This is a genomic window from Rhizobium sp. RSm-3 (assembly GCF_001854685.1).
GTDB classification, from domain to species: Bacteria; Pseudomonadota; Alphaproteobacteria; order Rhizobiales; family Rhizobiaceae; genus Rhizobium; species Rhizobium ecuadorense.
Genome location: NZ_MAWZ01000001.1, coordinates 372,206 through 389,709, shown reverse-complemented (window position 1 = coordinate 389,709; position 17,504 = coordinate 372,206). Strand labels below are relative to the sequence as shown.

The 17,504-nt window shown below is 62.1% G+C and carries 18 protein-coding genes; 12 read left to right on the top strand and 6 right to left on the bottom strand.

The window, feature by feature from the left end; all coding sequences use genetic code 11:
* Positions 1-12: 12 nt before the first annotated feature.
* From BBJ66_RS01905 to trmB, 7 genes are all read left to right on the top strand, one after another.
* The gene (locus tag BBJ66_RS01905) at positions 13-1,065 is read left to right on the top strand and encodes a PhoH family protein (protein WP_071084592.1); all 1,053 of its coding nucleotides are present in this window, start codon (positions 13-15) and stop codon (positions 1,063-1,065) included.
* Positions 1,065-1,580: an rRNA maturation RNase YbeY gene (ybeY, locus tag BBJ66_RS01900; RefSeq protein WP_071084590.1), complete on the top strand. Its 516-nt coding sequence runs from the start codon at positions 1,065-1,067 to the stop codon at positions 1,578-1,580. The genes BBJ66_RS01905 and ybeY overlap by 1 nt, the downstream gene beginning before the upstream one ends.
* Positions 1,577-2,731, top strand: coding sequence for a hemolysin family protein (locus BBJ66_RS01895; RefSeq protein ID WP_049730706.1), 1,155 nt, complete (start codon positions 1,577-1,579; stop codon positions 2,729-2,731). Before ybeY ends, BBJ66_RS01895 begins: the two co-directional genes overlap by 4 nt.
* 132 nt (positions 2,732-2,863) lie before the next feature.
* The gene (gene lnt / locus BBJ66_RS01890; protein ID WP_071084586.1) at positions 2,864-4,468 is read left to right on the top strand and encodes an apolipoprotein N-acyltransferase; all 1,605 of its coding nucleotides are present in this window, start codon (positions 2,864-2,866) and stop codon (positions 4,466-4,468) included.
* A gap of 148 nt (positions 4,469-4,616) precedes the next feature.
* Positions 4,617-5,030, top strand: a complete 414-nt coding sequence (locus BBJ66_RS01885) for a helix-turn-helix domain-containing protein (protein WP_049730708.1) — start codon at positions 4,617-4,619, stop codon at positions 5,028-5,030.
* 178 nt (positions 5,031-5,208) lie between these two features.
* Positions 5,209-6,462, top strand: a complete 1,254-nt coding sequence (metK, locus tag BBJ66_RS01880; RefSeq protein WP_049730709.1) for a methionine adenosyltransferase — start codon at positions 5,209-5,211, stop codon at positions 6,460-6,462.
* The gene (gene trmB, locus BBJ66_RS01875) at positions 6,459-7,160 is read left to right on the top strand and encodes a tRNA (guanine(46)-N(7))-methyltransferase TrmB (RefSeq protein WP_071084584.1); all 702 of its coding nucleotides are present in this window, start codon (positions 6,459-6,461) and stop codon (positions 7,158-7,160) included. The genes metK and trmB overlap by 4 nt, the downstream gene beginning before the upstream one ends.
* Positions 7,161-7,481: 321 nt before the next feature.
* On the opposite strand, the gene BBJ66_RS01870 is transcribed toward trmB, so the two are convergent.
* Positions 7,482-7,739, bottom strand: coding sequence for a DUF1150 family protein (locus BBJ66_RS01870; protein ID WP_003570822.1), 258 nt, complete (start codon positions 7,737-7,739; stop codon positions 7,482-7,484).
* Between the two features lie 47 nt (positions 7,740-7,786).
* On the bottom strand, positions 7,787-8,212 hold the full coding sequence (locus BBJ66_RS01865) for an Hsp20 family protein (RefSeq protein WP_049730711.1): 426 nt from the start codon (positions 8,210-8,212) through the stop codon (positions 7,787-7,789).
* A gap of 239 nt (positions 8,213-8,451) precedes the next feature.
* Between BBJ66_RS01865 and BBJ66_RS01860 the strand changes: the two genes are divergently transcribed.
* A complete protein-coding gene (locus BBJ66_RS01860; protein ID WP_071084971.1) occupies positions 8,452-9,396 on the top strand; it encodes a nucleoside hydrolase in 945 nt (314 codons plus the stop codon).
* Positions 9,397-9,431: 35 nt separating this feature from the next.
* Here the strand turns inward: BBJ66_RS01860 and grpE are convergent, their stop codons facing one another.
* Positions 9,432-10,064 (bottom strand): nucleotide exchange factor GrpE, encoded by a 633-nt coding sequence (grpE, locus tag BBJ66_RS01855; protein ID WP_049730712.1) that lies wholly within the window; start codon positions 10,062-10,064, stop codon positions 9,432-9,434.
* Positions 10,065-10,175: 111 nt separating this feature from the next.
* Positions 10,176-11,264: a heat-inducible transcriptional repressor HrcA gene (hrcA, locus tag BBJ66_RS01850; RefSeq protein ID WP_049730713.1), complete on the bottom strand. Its 1,089-nt coding sequence runs from the start codon at positions 11,262-11,264 to the stop codon at positions 10,176-10,178.
* Positions 11,265-11,391: 127 nt separating this feature from the next.
* On the opposite strand from hrcA, the gene rph reads away from it, so the two are divergent.
* The 4 genes from rph to hemW are packed head-to-tail and all read left to right on the top strand — an operon-like array spanning position 11,392 to position 14,390.
* Complete coding sequence (gene rph / locus BBJ66_RS01845) at positions 11,392-12,111, top strand: ribonuclease PH (RefSeq protein WP_049730714.1); 720 nt, start codon at positions 11,392-11,394, stop codon at positions 12,109-12,111.
* Positions 12,108-12,533, top strand: a complete 426-nt coding sequence (locus tag BBJ66_RS01840) for a VOC family protein (protein ID WP_071084582.1) — start codon at positions 12,108-12,110, stop codon at positions 12,531-12,533. The genes rph and BBJ66_RS01840 overlap by 4 nt, the downstream gene beginning before the upstream one ends.
* Complete coding sequence (rdgB, locus tag BBJ66_RS01835; RefSeq protein WP_071084580.1) at positions 12,534-13,178, top strand: RdgB/HAM1 family non-canonical purine NTP pyrophosphatase; 645 nt, start codon at positions 12,534-12,536, stop codon at positions 13,176-13,178. It abuts the gene before it with no gap.
* 9 nt (positions 13,179-13,187) lie between these two features.
* Entirely contained in the window at positions 13,188-14,390 is a 1,203-nt protein-coding gene (gene hemW / locus BBJ66_RS01830) for a radical SAM family heme chaperone HemW (RefSeq protein ID WP_071084578.1), read from the top strand.
* Positions 14,391-14,525: 135 nt separating this feature from the next.
* On the opposite strand, the gene BBJ66_RS01825 is transcribed toward hemW, so the two are convergent.
* Complete coding sequence (locus tag BBJ66_RS01825) at positions 14,526-15,638, bottom strand: saccharopine dehydrogenase family protein (protein ID WP_071084576.1); 1,113 nt, start codon at positions 15,636-15,638, stop codon at positions 14,526-14,528.
* Positions 15,639-15,802: 164 nt separating this feature from the next.
* A complete protein-coding gene (dnaA, locus tag BBJ66_RS01820) occupies positions 15,803-17,353 on the bottom strand; it encodes a chromosomal replication initiator protein DnaA (protein ID WP_049730792.1) in 1,551 nt (516 codons plus the stop codon).
* Positions 17,354-17,504: the final 151 nt, after the last annotated feature.

The window sequence follows — 17,504 nt, the reverse complement described above, 5'->3', positions numbered from 1 at the left end:
GAGCCCGACCGCTTGAACGGACAAGAATTGGTTTCTTCTTCACCGCGCCACCCCCGCACGCCGAGCGACTCCAATCACTTTGTCCTGACGTTCGAGAACAACCGCTTCGCCAGCGAGCTCTTCGGTCAATTCGACCAGAACCTCAAGCTGCTTGAGGAACGGCTCAATATCGATGCGCGGGCCCGCGGCAATTCGGTCGTCATATCAGGCGATGTCGTGACCACCAACCAGGCGCGGCGCACTCTCGATTATCTCTATGAAAAGCTTCAGAAAGGCGGCAGCGTGGAACGATCCGACGTCGAGGGCGCAATCCGCATGGCAGTCGCCGCCGACGACCAGCTCAGCCTTCCCACCATGGAGCGCAAGGCCAAGCTGACGATGGCGCAGGTTTCGACCCGCAAGAAGACGATCATCGCCCGCACGCCGACCCAGGACGCCTATATCCGGGCGCTTGAGCGTGCCGAGCTGGTCTTCGGCGTCGGCCCGGCCGGCACCGGCAAGACATATCTCGCCGTCGCCCATGCCGCCCAGCTCCTGGAGCGCGGCGCGGTCGAAAAGATCATCCTGTCGCGCCCGGCGGTCGAAGCCGGCGAGCGCCTCGGCTTCCTGCCTGGCGACATGAAGGAAAAGGTCGATCCCTATCTTCGCCCGCTCTATGACGCGCTCTACGACATGATCCCCGCCGACAAGGTCGACCGGGCGATCACCGCCGGCGTCATCGAAATCGCGCCGCTCGCCTTCATGCGCGGCCGCACGCTCGCCAATGCCGCCATCATCCTCGATGAAGCGCAGAACACGACATCGATGCAGATGAAGATGTTCCTGACGCGTCTCGGCGAAAATGCCCGGATGATCGTCACCGGCGACCCGAGCCAGATCGACCTGCCGCGCGGCGTCAAATCCGGTCTCGTCGAGGCGCTGCAGCTTCTCAACGGCGTCGAGGGCATCTCGATCGTGCGCTTCAAGGATACCGACGTCGTCCGCCATCCGCTGGTCGGACGCATCGTCAGGGCCTATGATTCCACCTATGCCGTCGAAACCGAAGCAGTCAGCCGGCAGGACTGATGGCCGAACTCGACATCCAGATCAGCGTCGACGACATCGGCTGGCCGGGCGAGGAAACGCTGCTGTCCTTCTGCGAGCGCGTGCTCGGCGCAGCCGTGGTCTATCTCCGCGACAGCGAGAAGCAGCCCTTCCCGACGATGCCGCCCGAGGTGTCGCTTGTCTTCACCGACGACGCCTCGATTCAGGACATCAACGCCGAATGGCGGGGGAAGGACAAGGCGACCAACGTGCTTTCCTTTCCGGCCTTTCCGGTTCAGCCCGACACGATGCCCGGTCCGATGCTCGGCGACATCATCATCGCCCGGGAGACGGTAGAGCGGGAAACCATCGAGCTCGAAAAGAGTTTCGACGACCATTTGACCCATCTTCTGGTGCACGGTTTCTTGCATCTTCTCGGCTACGACCATATGAATAGTGCCGAAGCCGAAATTATGGAGGGGCTGGAGACTCGCATTTTGGCGCAGCTCGGCCTATCTGATCCTTACGAGGGTCAAGACCTTAAAATGGAACCATGAGCGACTTTACGACGAAGCCGGCGGCAGACGCCAAGGACTCCGAGCCATCCTCCTCTTCCGACGAGGCGGGCAGTAGTAGTCGGCCATCCGGCCGATCCCAATCCTTCTGGTCGCGCGCCGCGCGCATCCTTCGCCCGCAGCAAGGCTCGCGGCTGCGCGAGGATCTTGCCGACGCGCTGATGACCGATGCGGCCGGCGACGACGCGTTTTCGCCCGACGAACGGGCAATGCTGCACAACATCCTGCGTTTTCGCGAGGTACGCGTCGCCGACGTGATGGTGCCGCGCGCCGATATCGAGGCGGTCGACCAGAACATCACCATCGGCGAGCTGATGATCCTGTTCGAAGAATCCGGCCGCTCGCGCATGCCGGTCTATGCCGATACGCTCGACGATCCGCGCGGCATGGTGCATATCCGCGACCTGCTCTCCTATGTCGCCAAGCAGGCGCGCAACAAACGCCGCGGCCCGACGAAACCGGCCGTTGCCGTGCCGGCGCTGCCGGCGATCGAAGTTGCGCCCGAAAACATCCAGAAGCCCACGCGTTCGGGCAAGCCGAATTTCGATCTCGCCCGCGTCGACTTGCAGAAGACGCTGACGGAAGCCGGCATCATCCGCAAGATTCTGTTCGTGCCGCCGTCGATGCTGGCCTCCGACCTGTTGCGCCGCATGCAGGTGAACCGCACGCAGATGGCGCTCGTCATCGACGAATATGGCGGCACCGACGGCCTCGCCTCGCATGAGGACATCGTCGAAATGGTGGTCGGCGACATCGACGACGAACATGACGACGAAGAGGTGATGTTCAAGCGGGTCGCCGAAGACGTCTTCATCGCCGACGCCCGCGTCGAACTGGAAGAGATCGCCGCAGCGATCGGACCGGATTTCGATATCAGCGAGCAGGTCGACGAGGTCGATACGCTGGGCGGCCTGATCTTCTCCGCACTCGGCCGCATCCCGGTACGCGGCGAGGTCGTTCAGGCGCTCCCCGGTTTCGAATTCCACATTCTCGAGGCCGATCCGCGCCGCATCAAGCGGCTGCGCATCACCCGCAAGCGCCATGCGATCCGCCGCCGCGCCAAGGTCGATGGCGACATCCCGCCCGGCTCTGACGCTGGCGACGACCGGCCGGCGGAATCAACCGCCAACTAAGGCTGTATATTTTGTGCATGTCGTTATCCCGGAACCGCTGCACGGTTCCGGGCGATATGCATTAACGGGACAAGGAGCCGCTTTTTTGAAAGACTGCGAACGGGTTGATTCGCGGTTTTGATGGGAGTGCGCATGGAGCGGCTTGCGGACAGGGTTATCCTCGTCTGGGGTTTCAAACGGTCGCTGCTGGCCATCGCCGCCGGAGCATTCGCCGTGCTGGCGCTGCCGCCCTTCGGCTTCTTCGCGGCAATGTTCGTCTCCTTCCCGCTGCTCGTCTGGCTGATCGACGGGGCGGCGGCTTCGCCTGAAAGCGGCGTGTTCGGCAGGCTGTGGCCGGCCTTTGCCACCGGCTGGCTGTTCGGCTTCGGCTATTTCGTCGCCGGTCTCTGGTGGCTCGGCCATGCGCTGCTGGTCGATCAGGAGGAATTCGCCTGGGCGCTGCCGCTCGCCATTCTCGGACTGCCGGCCTGCCTGGCGATTTTCTACGGCCTGGCGGCCGCACTTGCCCGCATCTTCTGGTCCGACGGCATGGGACGGATCGCCGCACTTGCGGCCAGCTTCGGGCTGATGGAATGGCTGCGAAGCGTTGTTCTCACAGGCTTTCCCTGGAACGCCATCGGCTACGGCATGATGCCGGTTCCGCTGATGATGCAGTCGGCGCATGTGATCGGGGCGATGGGGGTGACGGCCCTTGCCGTCTTCATCTTCTCCGCGCCTGCCCTTGCCGGCACGCGGCAAGGCGCGCGGGCGGGTCTCGCGCTCGCCGTCCTGCTGTTTGCCGCCCATCTCGGCTACGGTGCTTATGCCCTCTACCTCGCACCGCGGGCGGCGGCCTTGCCGGAGGATAAGCGGCCAGTGGTGCGGCTTGTGCAGCCTGATATCGACCAGGCGGCGAAGATGGACAATGACGCCGACCGCAATGCGATCTTCGAGACGCATCTGAAGCTGTCGGCCGAAACGCCGAAAAACGGCGGGCGCAAGCCCGACATCATCGTCTGGCCGGAAACCTCGATCCCCTTCATCCTGACCGACAACCAGGATGCGCTGACGCGGATCGCCGATACGCTCGACGACAACCAGATTCTGATCGCCGGCGCGGTGCGCGCCGAAGAGATGGGACCGGGCACGCCGGCGCGCTACTATAATTCCATCTATGTCATCGACGGACGCGGTCAGATCGTCGCCGCCTCCGACAAGGTACATCTGGTGCCTTTCGGCGAATACCTGCCCTTCGAGGACCTGCTCACCGAATTCGGCATCCAGAACGTCGTCGAGATGCCCGGAGGGTTTTCGGCAGCAGTGAGCCGGCACCTGCTGGCGCTGCCCGGCGGGCTCAATCTCTATCCGCTGATCTGCTACGAGATCATTTTCCCCGATGAAATGACCGGCGACATCAAAGACGCCAATGCCATCCTCAATATCACCAATGATGCCTGGTTCGGTGCGACGCCCGGCCCCTATCAGCACTTCCAGCAGGCGCGGGTACGGGCTGTTGAAACCGGACTGCCGCTGATTCGCGACGCCAATAGCGGTATTTCAGCAATTGTAAATGCACGAGGGGAAATTGTTGCCGGCCTCGATCTCGAACAAACCGGCTATATTGATGCAACTCTTGATAGGTTCGGGGTGGAAGCCGGAACGACATTCCCCCGGCAAACATACTTCTGGTTGACCGAGGTCCTGCTCATTTTGATTGCGCTGGTTTCTCGTAGAGGTTTTATTTCCGGGTTGAATTGACCAAAAACCCCTAAAATTGCATAGTGATGACAATCGGCGTTCCGAACGTATGTTCAAAGGTGGGTTCTCACCGCTTGCAACGTGGCGTTTGGGATGGATCAGGGGCATGCCGGTTAAACAGGTTGAAATTCTTAGCTAGGGCACGACCATGATTGAAAACAAAAAGAAGCCGAATCCGATCGACATCCATGTTGGCAGCCGTATTCGCCTTCGCCGAACAATGCTGGGCATGAGCCAGGAAAAGCTGGGCGAAAGCCTCGGCATCACATTCCAGCAGATTCAGAAATACGAAAAGGGCACCAACCGCGTCGGCGCAAGCCGTCTGCAGAATATCTCGAACATCCTCAATGTTCCGGTTTCCTTTTTCTTCGAGGACGCGCCCGGCGAACATTCCGGCGGCGGCATGGCCGAGGCCTCCAGCTCGAATTACGTCGTCGATTTCCTCTCCTCTTCCGAAGGCCTGCAGCTCAACCGCGCCTTCGTCAAGATTTCCGATCCGAAGGTTCGCCGCAAGGTCGTGGAGCTGGTGAAGGCTCTGGCAGCCGAGGCCGACTCCGACTGAGCCACACCCATCGCAGAATCCGAAAGGCGGTCGAAAGGCCGCCTTTTTTGCGTTTTTAGGGCAAAATTTGTCACTTTGCCGCAGATATAAAGATATATTTATGTCCTTCTGCGCTTGTCATCAGGCCTCGAACTGAGTACCTACTAGGTAGCTTTTATTCTTTGAGGGGAATCCCGGAATGCGCGCGAATTATCTCTTTACCAGCGAATCTGTTGCCGAAGGTCACCCTGACAAGGTCTGTGACCGCATCTCCGACGAGATCGTCGATCTGGTCTACCGCGAAGCGGCAAAGACTGGCATCAATCCGTGGGGCGTGCGCATTGCCTGCGAAACCCTCGCGACGACCAATCGTGTCGTCATCGCCGGTGAAGTTCGCCTTCCCCCGAGCCTGATGAAGAAGGACAAGGACGGCAACGACGTCATCAACCCGTCGAAGTTCAAGGCTGCCGCCCGCCGCGCTATCAAGGACATCGGTTACGAGCAGGACGGCTTCCACTGGAAGAAGGCCAAGATCGACGTGCTGTTGCACTCGCAGTCGGCCGACATCGCCCAGGGCGTGGATAGCGCTGCCGACCAGCAGGGCGACGAGGGCGCCGGCGACCAGGGCATCATGTTCGGTTACGCCTGCCGCGAAACGCCGGATCTGATGCCGGCGCCGATCTATTATTCCCACAAGATCCTGCAGTTGCTCGCAGTTGCCCGTAAGAAGGGCGACGGCGAAGTCGCCAAGCTCGGCCCCGACGCCAAGAGCCAGGTGACCGTGCGCTATGTCGACGGCAAGCCGTCGGAAGCAACCTCGATCGTGCTTTCGACCCAGCATCTCGACGAGAGCTGGGATTCGAAGAAGGTCCGCGCCGTCGTCGAGCCCTATATCCGCGAAGCGCTCGGCGAACTGAAGATCGCCGACGATTGCAAGTGGTACATCAACCCGACCGGCAAGTTCGTCATCGGCGGACCTGACGGCGATGCGGGCCTCACCGGCCGCAAGATTATCGTCGACACCTACGGCGGCGCTGCGCCGCATGGCGGCGGCGCATTCTCCGGCAAGGACACGACCAAGGTCGACCGTTCGGCTGCCTATGCCGCCCGCTATCTCGCCAAAAACGTCGTGGCCGCCGGCCTTGCCGACCGCTGCACGATCCAGCTCTCCTACGCCATCGGCGTCGCCCAGCCGCTGTCGATCTATGTCGACCTGCACGGCACCGGCAAGGGTGTTTCGGAAGACCAGGTCGAAGCGGCGATCCGTGAGAATATGGACCTGTCGCCGTCGGGCATCCGCCGCCACCTCGACCTCAACAAGCCGATCTACGCCAAGACCTCGGCCTACGGCCATTTCGGCCGCAAGGCCGGCCGCGACGGCTCGTTCTCCTGGGAGCGCACCGACCTCGTGAAGGCACTCAAGGAAGCCGTGAAGACCAAGGCCGCTGCATGACGGATATGGAACGCCGGGGCCGGGCGACCGAAGCCTTTTTCGGTCGCCGCAAGGGAAAGGCCCTGCGCGAACAGCAGGCTGAAACATTAAACAGCCTGCTCCCGGCATTCCTCGTCGACCTCTCGGCGGCTCCTCCGGAGCCGCTGACCTCGCTTTTTCCGGTTCCGGTGGAGACATTGCGGCTGGAAATCGGTTTCGGCGGTGGCGAACACCTGATCCACCGCGCCCTGGAAAGACCGTCCACCGGCTTCATCGGCGTCGAACCCTTCGTCAACTCCATGCAGAAGCTTTTGTCGCGCGTCGGCGAAACGGGCGCGCGCAATATCCGCGTCTATAATGACGATGCGACGCAGTTGCTCGACTGGCTGCCGGACGCGTCGCTCGACCAGATCGACCTGCTCTACCCCGACCCCTGGCCGAAGCGGAAGCACTGGAAACGGCGCTTCGTCTCGAAGACCAATCTCGATCGCTTCCATCGCGTGCTGAAGCCCGGCGGCCTGTTCTGCTTCGCCTCCGACATCGACACCTATGTCAACTGGACGCTGCTCAAATGCCGCGACCATGGCGGCTTCGACTGGATGGCCGACAATGCGGCGGACTGGCTGACGCCCTATGAGGGCTGGCCGAGCACGCGCTACGAGGCCAAGGCGCGCCGCGAGGGCCGGTCGTCGGCCTATCTGACGTTCCGGAAGATCTGAGTTTCAACGGCGGCTAGAGGGCAATAGCGACGGGCGTGCCGTGTGGCCCCCTCATCCGACCCTTCGGGCCACCTTCTCCCCGCTGGGGAGAAGAAGGAGCAAGCTCCAATTGGATGACGTGCTTCTGAACGGCCGGGTTCGTTTGGGCAGCATCGGCGCGGCATTCTCCCCTCTTCTCCCCAGCGGGGAGAAGGTGGCCCGCAGGGTCGGATGAGGGGGTCACGCGGCACCAACGACGATCAGTTTATCTCGAAGCGGCATCGCTACAAATGCCTGATGCACCGCAAAAAGCGGTGAAACGCGATAGACAGTATTCGACGGTCAGTGCAGGCTGACCGTCTTCAGTTCGTCCTCGGCAGCCTTGAAGAAGGTGCTGGAGCGGTTGTCCGTCAAGAGGATCGGCGTGCCGTCGGCGCCGAAGAGTGCCCAGAGATCGACATTCGGATCGATATCCGGCGCCTCGGGAAAACACTTGGCGACCTCTTCGGTGCGCATTTTTCTGATATAAGCGACCTCGCCGCTGCCGATGTGGGCAAGCTCGGATTTGGTCAAGTGAGACGTGGCTTCTTTCATCAACATTCCTGTTCCTCCGGAAGAAGGGACCAACGGTTCGACAAACCGTTGTGCTACTGTGAGACCGAAATGTTAATTTTCTTGACCATGCGCGCCGGCTCCGGGCGAATTAGATCGACGGAGAGCAGACCGTTCTTCAGACCAGCGCCTAGCACCTGCATGCCGTCGGCAAGAACGAAGGTGCGCTGGAACTGGCGGGCGGCGATGCCGCGATAGAGATAGTCCCGATCGCCCTGCTCGACCTGGCGACCGCGAATCAGAAGCTGGTTCTCCTCGATGGAAACATCGAGTTCCTCCTCGCCGAAGCCGGCGACAGCCAGGGTGATGCGCAGACGTTCCGGCGCGCCGCTGTCGGCGCCGATGCGTTCGATATTGTAAGGCGGATATCCGTCGCTTGCCTTGGAAATGCGCTCCAGCGTCTTTTCCATGGCATCGAAGCCCAGAAGCAGCGGGCTGGCGAAAGGGGTAATGCGGCTCATCTCTTTTCAAGTCCTTGATGCAAGCGACCATCCCGGACCTTAAGGGCAGCATCCGGATGCCGCTAATATGGGGACAGCACCCCGGCGCTGCAAGACGCGGGCGACGTCTCGGTGCCACCCCGCAATTTTAAGGTGGCGCCCCGGGGGCTGCTTGACAAAGCGCCTGCTGCCTCGCATCAAAACGTGCCGGCGCGCAATGTGCCGATTTGCGACGAGAAATGAAGAAAACGGTGCATCGGATGGCAAGCGCAAGAAAGATCATCATCGACACGGATCCCGGCCAGGACGACGCGGCCGCCATCATGCTGGCCTTCGGCAGCCCCGACGAGCTGGAAGTGCTGGGGATCACTACGGTCGCCGGCAATGTGCCGCTTGCGCTGACCAGCCGCAATGCACGCATCGTCTGCGAGCTCTGCGGCCGGACGCAGACGAAGGTTTTCGCCGGCGCCGACGCGCCGATCGCCCGCAAGCTGGTGACCGCCGAACATGTGCACGGCAAGACCGGCCTCGACGGCCCTGAACTCAGCGAGCCGACGATGGCGCTGCAGCAAGGCCATGCCGTCGACTTCATCATCGAGACGCTGCGGCGTGAGAGCGAAGGCACCGTGACGCTCTGCACGCTCGGGCCGCTCACCAATATCGGCTTGGCCTTGCGGAAGGCGCCCGACATCGCCCCGCGCATCCGCGAACTGGTGATGATGGGCGGCGGCTTCTTCGAGGGCGGCAACATTACGCCGGCGGCCGAATTCAATATTTATGTCGACCCCGAGGCCGCCGATATCGTCTTCCGCTCAGGCGTGCCGATCGTGATGATGCCGCTTGACGTCACGCACCAATTGCTGACCCGCAAAGACCGGGTGAAGCGCATGGCCGAGATCGGCACGGCGCCGGCAAAGGCGATGGTCGAGATGCTGGAATTCTTCGAGCGCTTCGATATCGAGAAATACGGCTCCGACGGCGGACCGCTGCATGACCCGACAGTCGTCGCCTACCTGCTGAAGCCGGAGCTTTTCGAAGGCCGGGACTGCAATGTCGAGATCGAGGTTCAGTCCGAACTGACCGTCGGCATGACGGTCGTCGACTGGTGGCATGTCACCGAGCGCCATCGCAACGCCAAGGTCATGCGCCAGGTCGATGCGGACGGCTTCTTCGATCTTTTGATCGAACGCTTCGCCCGCATCTGATTTCAGCGTCCTTCTCCACAGGGAGAAGGTGCGGTTCAGGCGTCCTTCTCGTCGAACACGGAATTGGCTTCGGCTTCAACCGCCTTCGGGCCGCCCTTGGCAACGCCGACCATGGCCGGGCGCAGCACGCGCTCGCCGATGGAAAAGCCCGCCTGCACCACCTGGACGACGGTGTTGTTCGGCACATCCGGGTTCGGGACTTCGAACATCGCCTGATGGAAATTCGGATCGAATTTCTGGCCGACCGGCTCCAGCTTGCGAACGCCATGACGTTCGAGCGCCGAGAGCATGGCACGCTCGGTCATCTCCACGCCTTCGATCAGCGTGGTCAGGCCGGCATCGGCCGTATCCTTGGCCTCCGGCGGGATGGCATCCAGCGCCCGGCGCAGATTGTCCGAGACGGCCAGCATGTCACGCGCAAAACCGGCGACGGAATAGGACTTGGCATCCTTGACCTCACGCTCGGTGCGGCGGCGCAGATTGTCCATTTCGGCGGCAAGGCGCAGATAGCGGTCGCGCAGCTCGCTGTTTTCGGCTTTCAGAAGCTCGAGTGCATCAGGCTGGGGGGCCTCTTCCTGCGCGATATCGTTCTCGACGTAGGCGGCAGCGTCGGCTGCGGCATCGGCCGCAGTTGCGTCAGGTCCGTTTTTCGTCGTGTCATCGGTCATGACGGTCTCCGGTTGGTGTCTTCAGATGCGCCCGATATCGAGGTTTGACCGAAAAAAATCAAGTCTGCGTGACAAAGAAGCGAAAATTCTGCGGTCTTCGTCAAAGTGGCGTCAAAGCGGATTGCGCGAAAGCCGGGAGACGAGCTGGGCGGTGTAATCCACCATCGGCACGATGCGGGAATAATTCAGCCGCGTCGGGCCGATGACGCCGACGGCGCCGACGATGCGATCGTCATCGTCACGATAGGGCGCGACGATCAGCGACGAGCCGGACAGCGAGAAGAGCTTGTTTTCCGAGCCGATGAAAATGCGTACACCCGAGCCGGTTTCGGCCAGATTGAGGATCTCGATCAGGCTGTCCTTCTTTTCGAGATCGTCGAACAGCAGGCGCAGCCGGTCGAGATCCTCGGCGCCGGCAAGGCCTTCAAGCAGGTTGGCGCGGCCGCGAATGATCAGCTGCGCCGGCTTGCCGTCATCAGGGCTGCCGGCCCAGACGGCGATGCCGCGCTCGACGAGATCCCGCGACAGGGCGTCGAGCTCGTGACGGACGTTATCCTTCAGCTGGCTCAATTGTTTGCGCAGCTCCGGCAGGGTCTGGCCGGACATGTGAGCATTGAGAAAATTCGCCGCCTCGGTCAGCTGCGAGGAGGTGACGCCCGCCGGCAGTTCGATGATGCGGTTTTCCACCTGATCGTGATCGCCGACGAGCACGGCCAGCGCCTTTGTCGGCTCCAGTCGGATGAACTCGACATGTTTGAGCACCGGATCGCTTTTCGAGGTGATGACCAGGCCGGCGCCGCGCGAAATGCCCGATAGCATGCGGCTGGCCTCGTTCATCATCGATTCCACCGGATTGCCGCCGCTTTCGGCCCGCACCTGACGATCGATGCTGGCGCGGTCCTCGGCGGAGAGGTCGCCGACCTGCATGAAGGCATCGACGAAGAAGCGCAGGCCGATCTGGGTCGGCAGCCGGCCGGCGCTGATATGCGGCGAATAGATGAGGCCGAGATCTTCGAGATCGCTCATGACGTTGCGCACCGAGGCCGGCGACAGCGACATCGGCAGCAGCCGGGACAGGTTGCGCGAACCGAGCGGCTCGCCACTCTCCAGATAGCCTTCGACGATGCGGCGAAAAATTTCCCTGGAGCGCTCGTCCAGCGCAGCAACGGCATCCGAAACCGATGTCGACCTGATGCCCATGAAGCTTACGAACCCGCGCTGATGATACTTCCCGAAAAGTAAGTCAAACTCGCAGCCGTGGCAAAAGGGAATTTGCAAATGGGCGCCGCCAATCGTAGAAGCGGTCAACAAACCCCAGGAGATAAGAATGCGGCCTTCAGGCAGAAAAATCGACCAGATGCGCAAGGTCTCGTTCGAGCGCAATTTTTCCAAGCATGCGGAAGGCTCGTGCCTGGTGAAATTCGGCGATACGCATGTGCTCTGCACGGCCAGCCTCGAAGAAAAGACGCCGCCATGGCTGCGCAATACCGGCAAAGGCTGGGTCACGGCCGAATACGGCATGCTGCCGCGGGCGACCGGCGAGCGCATGAAGCGCGAGGCGGCGGCCGGCAAGCAGGGCGGCCGCACCCAGGAGATCCAGCGGCTGATCGGCCGGTCGCTGCGCGCCGTCGTCGATCTGCAGGCGCTCGGCGAACGCCAGATCACCCTTGATTGCGACGTCATCCAGGCCGATGGCGGCACGCGGACAGCCTCGATCACCGGCGGCTGGATTGCGCTTTACGACTGCCTGAAATGGATGGAAAGCCGCAACATGATCAAGGTCGACCGGGTCCTGAAGGATCATGTCGCCGCCATTTCCTGTGGCGTCTTCGCCAGCCAGCCGGTGATCGATCTCGATTACCTCGAGGATTCCTCGGCCGAGACCGACGCCAACTTCGTCATGACCGGCACCGGCGGGATCGTCGAGATCCAGGGCACGGCCGAAGGCACGCCGTTTAGCGAAGAGGAATTCACCTCGCTGATGGGTCTTGCCAAGAACGGCATCGGCGAACTCGTCGCCCTGCAGAAACAGGCAATTGCGGGATGAACCCCATGCTGGAAGGCATGTTGGAAACGGCGCTCTACGCGCACGATCTCGATGAGGCCGAGGCGTTCTACGAGAACGTTCTCGGGCTCGAAAAGATCACCCGCGCCGCCAACCGGCATGTCTTCTTCCGCTGTGGCCCCGGTGTTCTGCTGATCTTCAATCCCGAGGAAACGGTCAAACCGCCGGCCCCCGACGCGCTGCAGGTGCCGCCGCATGGCACGAGCGGAGCGGGCCATGCCTGCTTCCGGGTCTCCGGCCGCAACATCGATGCCATGACTGAGCGGCTGAGAGCGGCCGGTGTGGCGATCGAATCCGAGGTGCACTGGCCGAATGGCGGCCGCTCGATCTATTTCCGCGATCCCGCCGGCAACAGCCTGGAATGCGCGGAGGCTAAAATCTGGGGCATCGAACAGGATATCTGAATGCGCAAGCTCGAAACGAAGACCATCGTCGTCGCCAGCCACAATGCCGGCAAGATCCGTGAGATCCAGGAATTGATCGGACCGCTCGGCTTCACCGCCAAATCGGCAGCCGAGCTGAATTTCGTCGAGCCCGACGAAACCGGCACCAGTTTCGAGGAGAATGCGACGATCAAGGCGGTGGCCTCCGCCAATGCCGCAGGCATGCCGGCGCTTTCGGACGATTCCGGGCTGGTGGTCGACGCGCTTGACGGCGATCCCGGCGTCTACACCGCCAATTGGGCGGAGACATCGGACGGCACGCGCGATTTCGACATGGCGATGGCAAAGGTGGAAAAGGCGCTGCAGGATGCGGGCGCGACCAAGCCTGAACAGCGTACCGCGCGTTTCGTCAGCGTGCTCTGCCTTGCCTGGCCGGACGGCCACACGGAACTGTTTCGTGGCGAGGTGGAGGGCAGCGTCGCCTGGCCGCCGCGCGGCACCCAGGGCTTCGGCTACGATCCGGTCTTCCAGCCAGAGGGTTACGACATCACCTTCGGGGAAATGAGCAGCGAGGAAAAACACGGCTGGAACATCGGCAAGCCGCAGGCGCTGTCGCACCGGGCGCGCGCCTTCAAACTCTTTGTCGAAACCTGCCTGGAGGCATAAGGTCACTACGTGGACAATTTCGACACTCCAAGCCTCTCGCGCAACGTCGCACTGCTGCCCGATACCGGCGAGCCCGGCTTCGGCGTCTATGTGCATTGGCCCTTCTGCGCGGCGAAGTGTCCCTATTGCGATTTCAACAGCCATGTGCGCCACCAGCCGGTCGATCAGGAGCGCTTTGCAGCAGCCTTCCTGAAGGAGATGGCGACGGTCCGGGCAATGAGCGGGCCGAAGACGGTGACGAGCATCTTCCTCGGCGGCGGCACGCCGTCGCTGATGAACCCGGAAACGGTCTCCGCCATTCTCGACGGCATTGCGCGGCACTGGCACGTGCCTGATGGTATCGAGATCACCATGGAGGCCAATCCCTCGAGCGTCGAGGCCGAGCGCTTCCGCGGCTACCGGGCGGCCGGCGTCAATCGCGTCTCGCTCGGCGTGCAGGCGCTTGATGATCGGGACCTGAAGTTCCTCGGCCGGCTGCATGACGTCGCCGATGCGCTGAAGGCGATCCGGCTGGCGCGCGACATTTTTCCGCGCATGTCCTTCGACCTGATCTATGCCCGGCCGCATCAGACGGTCGAGGAATGGGAAAAAGAGCTGAGGCAAGCGATCTCCTACGCGGTCGATCATCTTTCGCTCTATCAGCTGACCATCGAGGAAGGCACGCCCTTCTATGGCCTGCACAAATCAGGCAAGCTGATCGTGCCGGATGGCGAGCAATCGGCCGTGCTCTACGAGGCGACGCAGGAGATCACCGCGCGCGAGGGCATGCCCGCCTATGAGGTTTCCAACCATGCCCGGCCGGGTGCCGAAAGCCGGCACAATCTGACCTATTGGCGCTATGGCGATTATGCCGGCATCGGCCCGGGCGCGCATGGCCGGCTGACGCGCGGGCCGGAAAAGATCGCGACGGCGACCGAGCGCAAGCCGGAAGCCTGGCTCGACATGGTCGAGCGCGACGGCCACGGCATTCTCGACGAGGATCGGCTCGGCTACGAGGAACAGTCTGACGAATTGCTGCTGATGGGGCTGCGGCTCAGGGAAGGTGTCGATCTCGCCCGCTGGCAGCAGCTTTCCGGCCGCGACCTCGACCCGAAGCGGGAAGAGTTTCTGCTCGAACACAAATTCATCGAGCGGATCGGCAATTCACGGCTGCGCTGCACGCCGGCGGGCATGCTGATCCTCGATTCCGTCGTCGCCGATCTCGCCTGCTGACATCGGACAACGGATTGTTTCCAACGCGGCGATGACATCAACGCCGCGTCGGAAAAACAATTCTCAGCCGTGGCCGCTGCATAATTCCTTACATCGAAATCGATTAAGGATAAAATTATGCAGCAATTCAAAGTGCTACAGCGTCCTTTGCGCGTCTGAAGACACGCGCGGCGCTGTAGTGGCGCCGGCCTTGAACAGGCTGCCGGTCGGCGTCTTCAGGAACATCTCCAGCGGAATATGCTCCTGGTGCAGGAAGCCGGTGGCCGGCAGCAGGCCGTCGCGGACCATTTCGATGACGGCAACGACGGAGGCCGAGGTCGTCCAGGCGATCGCCGTGCGGCGTGCGCCGGCAATCTCGATCGGGTAATAGGCGCGCACGAACTCCTTGCGGCGCAGGCTGCCATTCTCCGTGCCCTCGGCGGCGACATGGACATAGACGACATCGTCTTCAACAGGCGGCTTGGCGTTGGTCAGGATCTCGCCGGCGAGCTTGCGCTTGTCGCGCATCAAAAGCTCGTGGAAGAAGAAGTTCATCAGCTCCATATGGCCGGGATAACGCATGGTCTTGTAATCGAGATTGTCGATCTTGCCGAGCATGGTGTCGCACATGGTGCCGAGGCCGCCCGAGGTGGTGAAGGCTTCGAGCTTGACGCCGCCGACATAGACGGTCTCGTGCCATTCCATCGGCGAGACGAGCTTGCGCACCCCACCCTCGATGACCTCGCAATCGTTCAGATATTCGTTGACGACACCTTCAGGCGACCAGTTGAAGGCATAGCCCAGAAGGCCGGTCGGATGCTGCGGCAGGGCGCCGACGCGCATGCGGATCGAACGACAGCGCTCGAAGCCATCGGCAAGGCTTGACCCGACGATGCCGACGAAACCCGGTGCCAGGCCGCATTGCGGCGCCATCAGGCCGCGGGCGGTCTTTGACAGTTCGATGATGAAATTGGTGGTGGGAACATCTTCGGTCAGGTCAAAATAATGAATGCCGGCGAGATGGGCGGCACGCGCCAATTCGATGTTCAGATGGTAGGGAAGGCAGGAAAGCACCGCCTCGACATTCGACAGCAGCTCGCCGACCACTTGGACGTCGGCAATATCGCCGGCGCGGCACTTGAAGGGAACGTCGCTCAGCGGCAGTTGCGCATCGACGCCGATGACCTCGAAACCGCCCTCATGCAAAAGCGTGGCCGCCAGCCGTCCGACCTTGCCGAGGCCGAGAACGGCGATCTTTCTAAAACTCATCCATTATCCTCCCATGCGCCCTCTTCGGCGCTTCAGTCTTTGTCCGACGCACGCCGCTCCAAATCGGACATGCACGGGATGGCCGGAGGTATAGAATAAAAAGCTCATAAAGCAAAACGGCCGGAATCGCTTCCAGCCGTCAAAACCTTCCGAAAATCGGGTGGTTATTCGTTGATCAGCCGCTTCAGAAGCTCGACTTCGTGCGACAGCTTGGTGTCTCCGGAAATCAGCTCTTCGATCTTGCGCACGGCGTGCAGCACGGTCGTGTGATCGCGCCCGCCGAAACGGCGGCCAATCTCGGGGAAGGAGCGCGGCGTCAGCGTCTTCGACAGATACATGGCGATCTGGCGCGGCTTGACGATGACGCGGGTGCGGCGGTTCGAGACCAGTTCCTGGCGCGAGACGTTATAGTGCCTGGCGACGATGCGCTGGATATCCTCGATGCGCACGCGGCGAGGTTCGCCGGAGCCGACCAGATGGGCAAGCAGCTCGTCGACGCGCTCGATCGACAGGTTCGGCTCGAAGGAGCGCCGGAAGACCAGCTGGTTGAATGCGCCTTCCAGTTCGCGGCCGCTGGCCGTGATGTTGCGGGCGACGTGCTGCAGCAGGTCGGCCGGAATTTCGAGCGATGGATCTTCGAGCCGGGCTGCCGCAAGGCGGCGCTTGAGGATTTCGAGACGCATCTCATAATCCGGCGCGTCGAATTCGATCGCCACGCCGCCCTGCAGGCGCGACCGGACGCGAGGATCGAGCGATTCCAGCTCCCAGGGGGCGCGATCGGCGGCGACGACCACCTGCTTGGCGCTGTCGAGCAGCATGTTGAGGAGATGGCAGAATTCATGCTGGATCATCTTGCCCTGCAGGAACTGCATGTCGTCGATGATCAAGAGATCGATGTTGCGCAGCGAATCCTTCAGCGTCAGCGCGTCATTGTCGCGGATCGCCGTGGCGAAGCGCCACATGAAATATTCGGCCGTGAGATAGACGACGCGCAGTGCCCGCGGGTTCTGCACCGCCGCATTGGCGATTGCCTGCAGCAGGTGGGTCTTGCCGAGGCCGACCGCCGAATGGATGAACAGCGGATTGAAGCGCACTGCGCCGGAACCGGCTTCGGCGATCGTCTTCGCAGCCGCAAGCGCAACACGGTTCGAGCTGCCTTCGACGAAGGTGTCGAAGGTGAAGCGGCTGTCGAGCGGCGAACCGAAGAGCGGCGAGCCAAAGCTTGCGGGCCTTGCCGCAGCCACTGAGGAAACCGCCTGCTGGACGGCCTGGCCGGCCGGCTGGGCGCTTGCCGGGCGGCGCGCCTGGGGGGCAACGACCGGCTCGGGCTGGACCGCCTCATCGAGCGCCTTCGTGCCGCTGCGGGTCGCCGTGCGCACCAGGACTTCGATCTTCAGAATTTCCGGATCTTCGGCCTGGAACAGACCGGTGATGAGATCGAGATAACGATTGTTGATCCACGACTTCAGGAAGGTGGTCGGAACCGACAGGCGAACCACGCTCTTCGAGACCGAATGCAGCTTCAGCCGGGCGAACCAGCTGGCATAGACGTCAGGACCGACCTGGGCCTTCAAGCGCGCGCTGACGCGCTCAAACAAGATGCCGTGCTTCATTTCCGCCTTTGCTTCTCCCACTTCGAGGCGAATGGAGCCAAACGCCTGCGGTGCCACATCCCCATTGTCGAGCCCGCCCGTCGTCATCGTATTCATCTGCATAATGCCGCCTTTCAATTCCACCGGGCGGCTTCCGCTAAAATAGCCGCCCGATTATTCCCCGCTTTGGCGAGCTGACGGCATCCTCATGAAGCCGCTTACCTGCCGGTTCACTCAAACACTGCCCCCGAAGGGACCGGCGCAGAATTCCGTT

What these genes read in the sequence shown, in the direction of transcription:
- ybeY (WP_071084590.1), top strand. Translation starts at nt 1,065, where the DNA reads ATGGCCGAACTCGACATCCAGATCAGCGTCGACGACATCGGCTGGCCG.
- BBJ66_RS01895 (WP_049730706.1), top strand. Translation starts at nt 1,577, where the DNA reads ATGAGCGACTTTACGACGAAGCCGGCGGCAGACGCCAAGGACTCCGAG.
- lnt (WP_071084586.1), top strand. Translation starts at nt 2,864, where the DNA reads ATGGAGCGGCTTGCGGACAGGGTTATCCTCGTCTGGGGTTTCAAACGG.
- BBJ66_RS01885 (WP_049730708.1), top strand. Translation starts at nt 4,617, where the DNA reads ATGATTGAAAACAAAAAGAAGCCGAATCCGATCGACATCCATGTTGGC.
- metK (WP_049730709.1), top strand. Translation starts at nt 5,209, where the DNA reads ATGCGCGCGAATTATCTCTTTACCAGCGAATCTGTTGCCGAAGGTCAC.
- trmB (WP_071084584.1), top strand. Translation starts at nt 6,459, where the DNA reads ATGACGGATATGGAACGCCGGGGCCGGGCGACCGAAGCCTTTTTCGGT.
- BBJ66_RS01870 (WP_003570822.1), bottom strand. Translation starts at nt 7,739, where the DNA reads ATGTTGATGAAAGAAGCCACGTCTCACTTGACCAAATCCGAGCTTGCC.
- BBJ66_RS01865 (WP_049730711.1), bottom strand. Translation starts at nt 8,212, where the DNA reads ATGAGCCGCATTACCCCTTTCGCCAGCCCGCTGCTTCTGGGCTTCGAT.
- BBJ66_RS01860 (WP_071084971.1), top strand. Translation starts at nt 8,452, where the DNA reads ATGGCAAGCGCAAGAAAGATCATCATCGACACGGATCCCGGCCAGGAC.
- grpE (WP_049730712.1), bottom strand. Translation starts at nt 10,064, where the DNA reads ATGACCGATGACACGACGAAAAACGGACCTGACGCAACTGCGGCCGAT.
- hrcA (WP_049730713.1), bottom strand. Translation starts at nt 11,264, where the DNA reads ATGGGCATCAGGTCGACATCGGTTTCGGATGCCGTTGCTGCGCTGGAC.
- rph (WP_049730714.1), top strand. Translation starts at nt 11,392, where the DNA reads ATGCGGCCTTCAGGCAGAAAAATCGACCAGATGCGCAAGGTCTCGTTC.
- BBJ66_RS01840 (WP_071084582.1), top strand. Translation starts at nt 12,108, where the DNA reads ATGAACCCCATGCTGGAAGGCATGTTGGAAACGGCGCTCTACGCGCAC.
- rdgB (WP_071084580.1), top strand. Translation starts at nt 12,534, where the DNA reads ATGCGCAAGCTCGAAACGAAGACCATCGTCGTCGCCAGCCACAATGCC.
- BBJ66_RS01825 (WP_071084576.1), bottom strand. Translation starts at nt 15,638, where the DNA reads ATGAGTTTTAGAAAGATCGCCGTTCTCGGCCTCGGCAAGGTCGGACGG.
- dnaA (WP_049730792.1), bottom strand. Translation starts at nt 17,353, where the DNA reads ATGCAGATGAATACGATGACGACGGGCGGGCTCGACAATGGGGATGTG.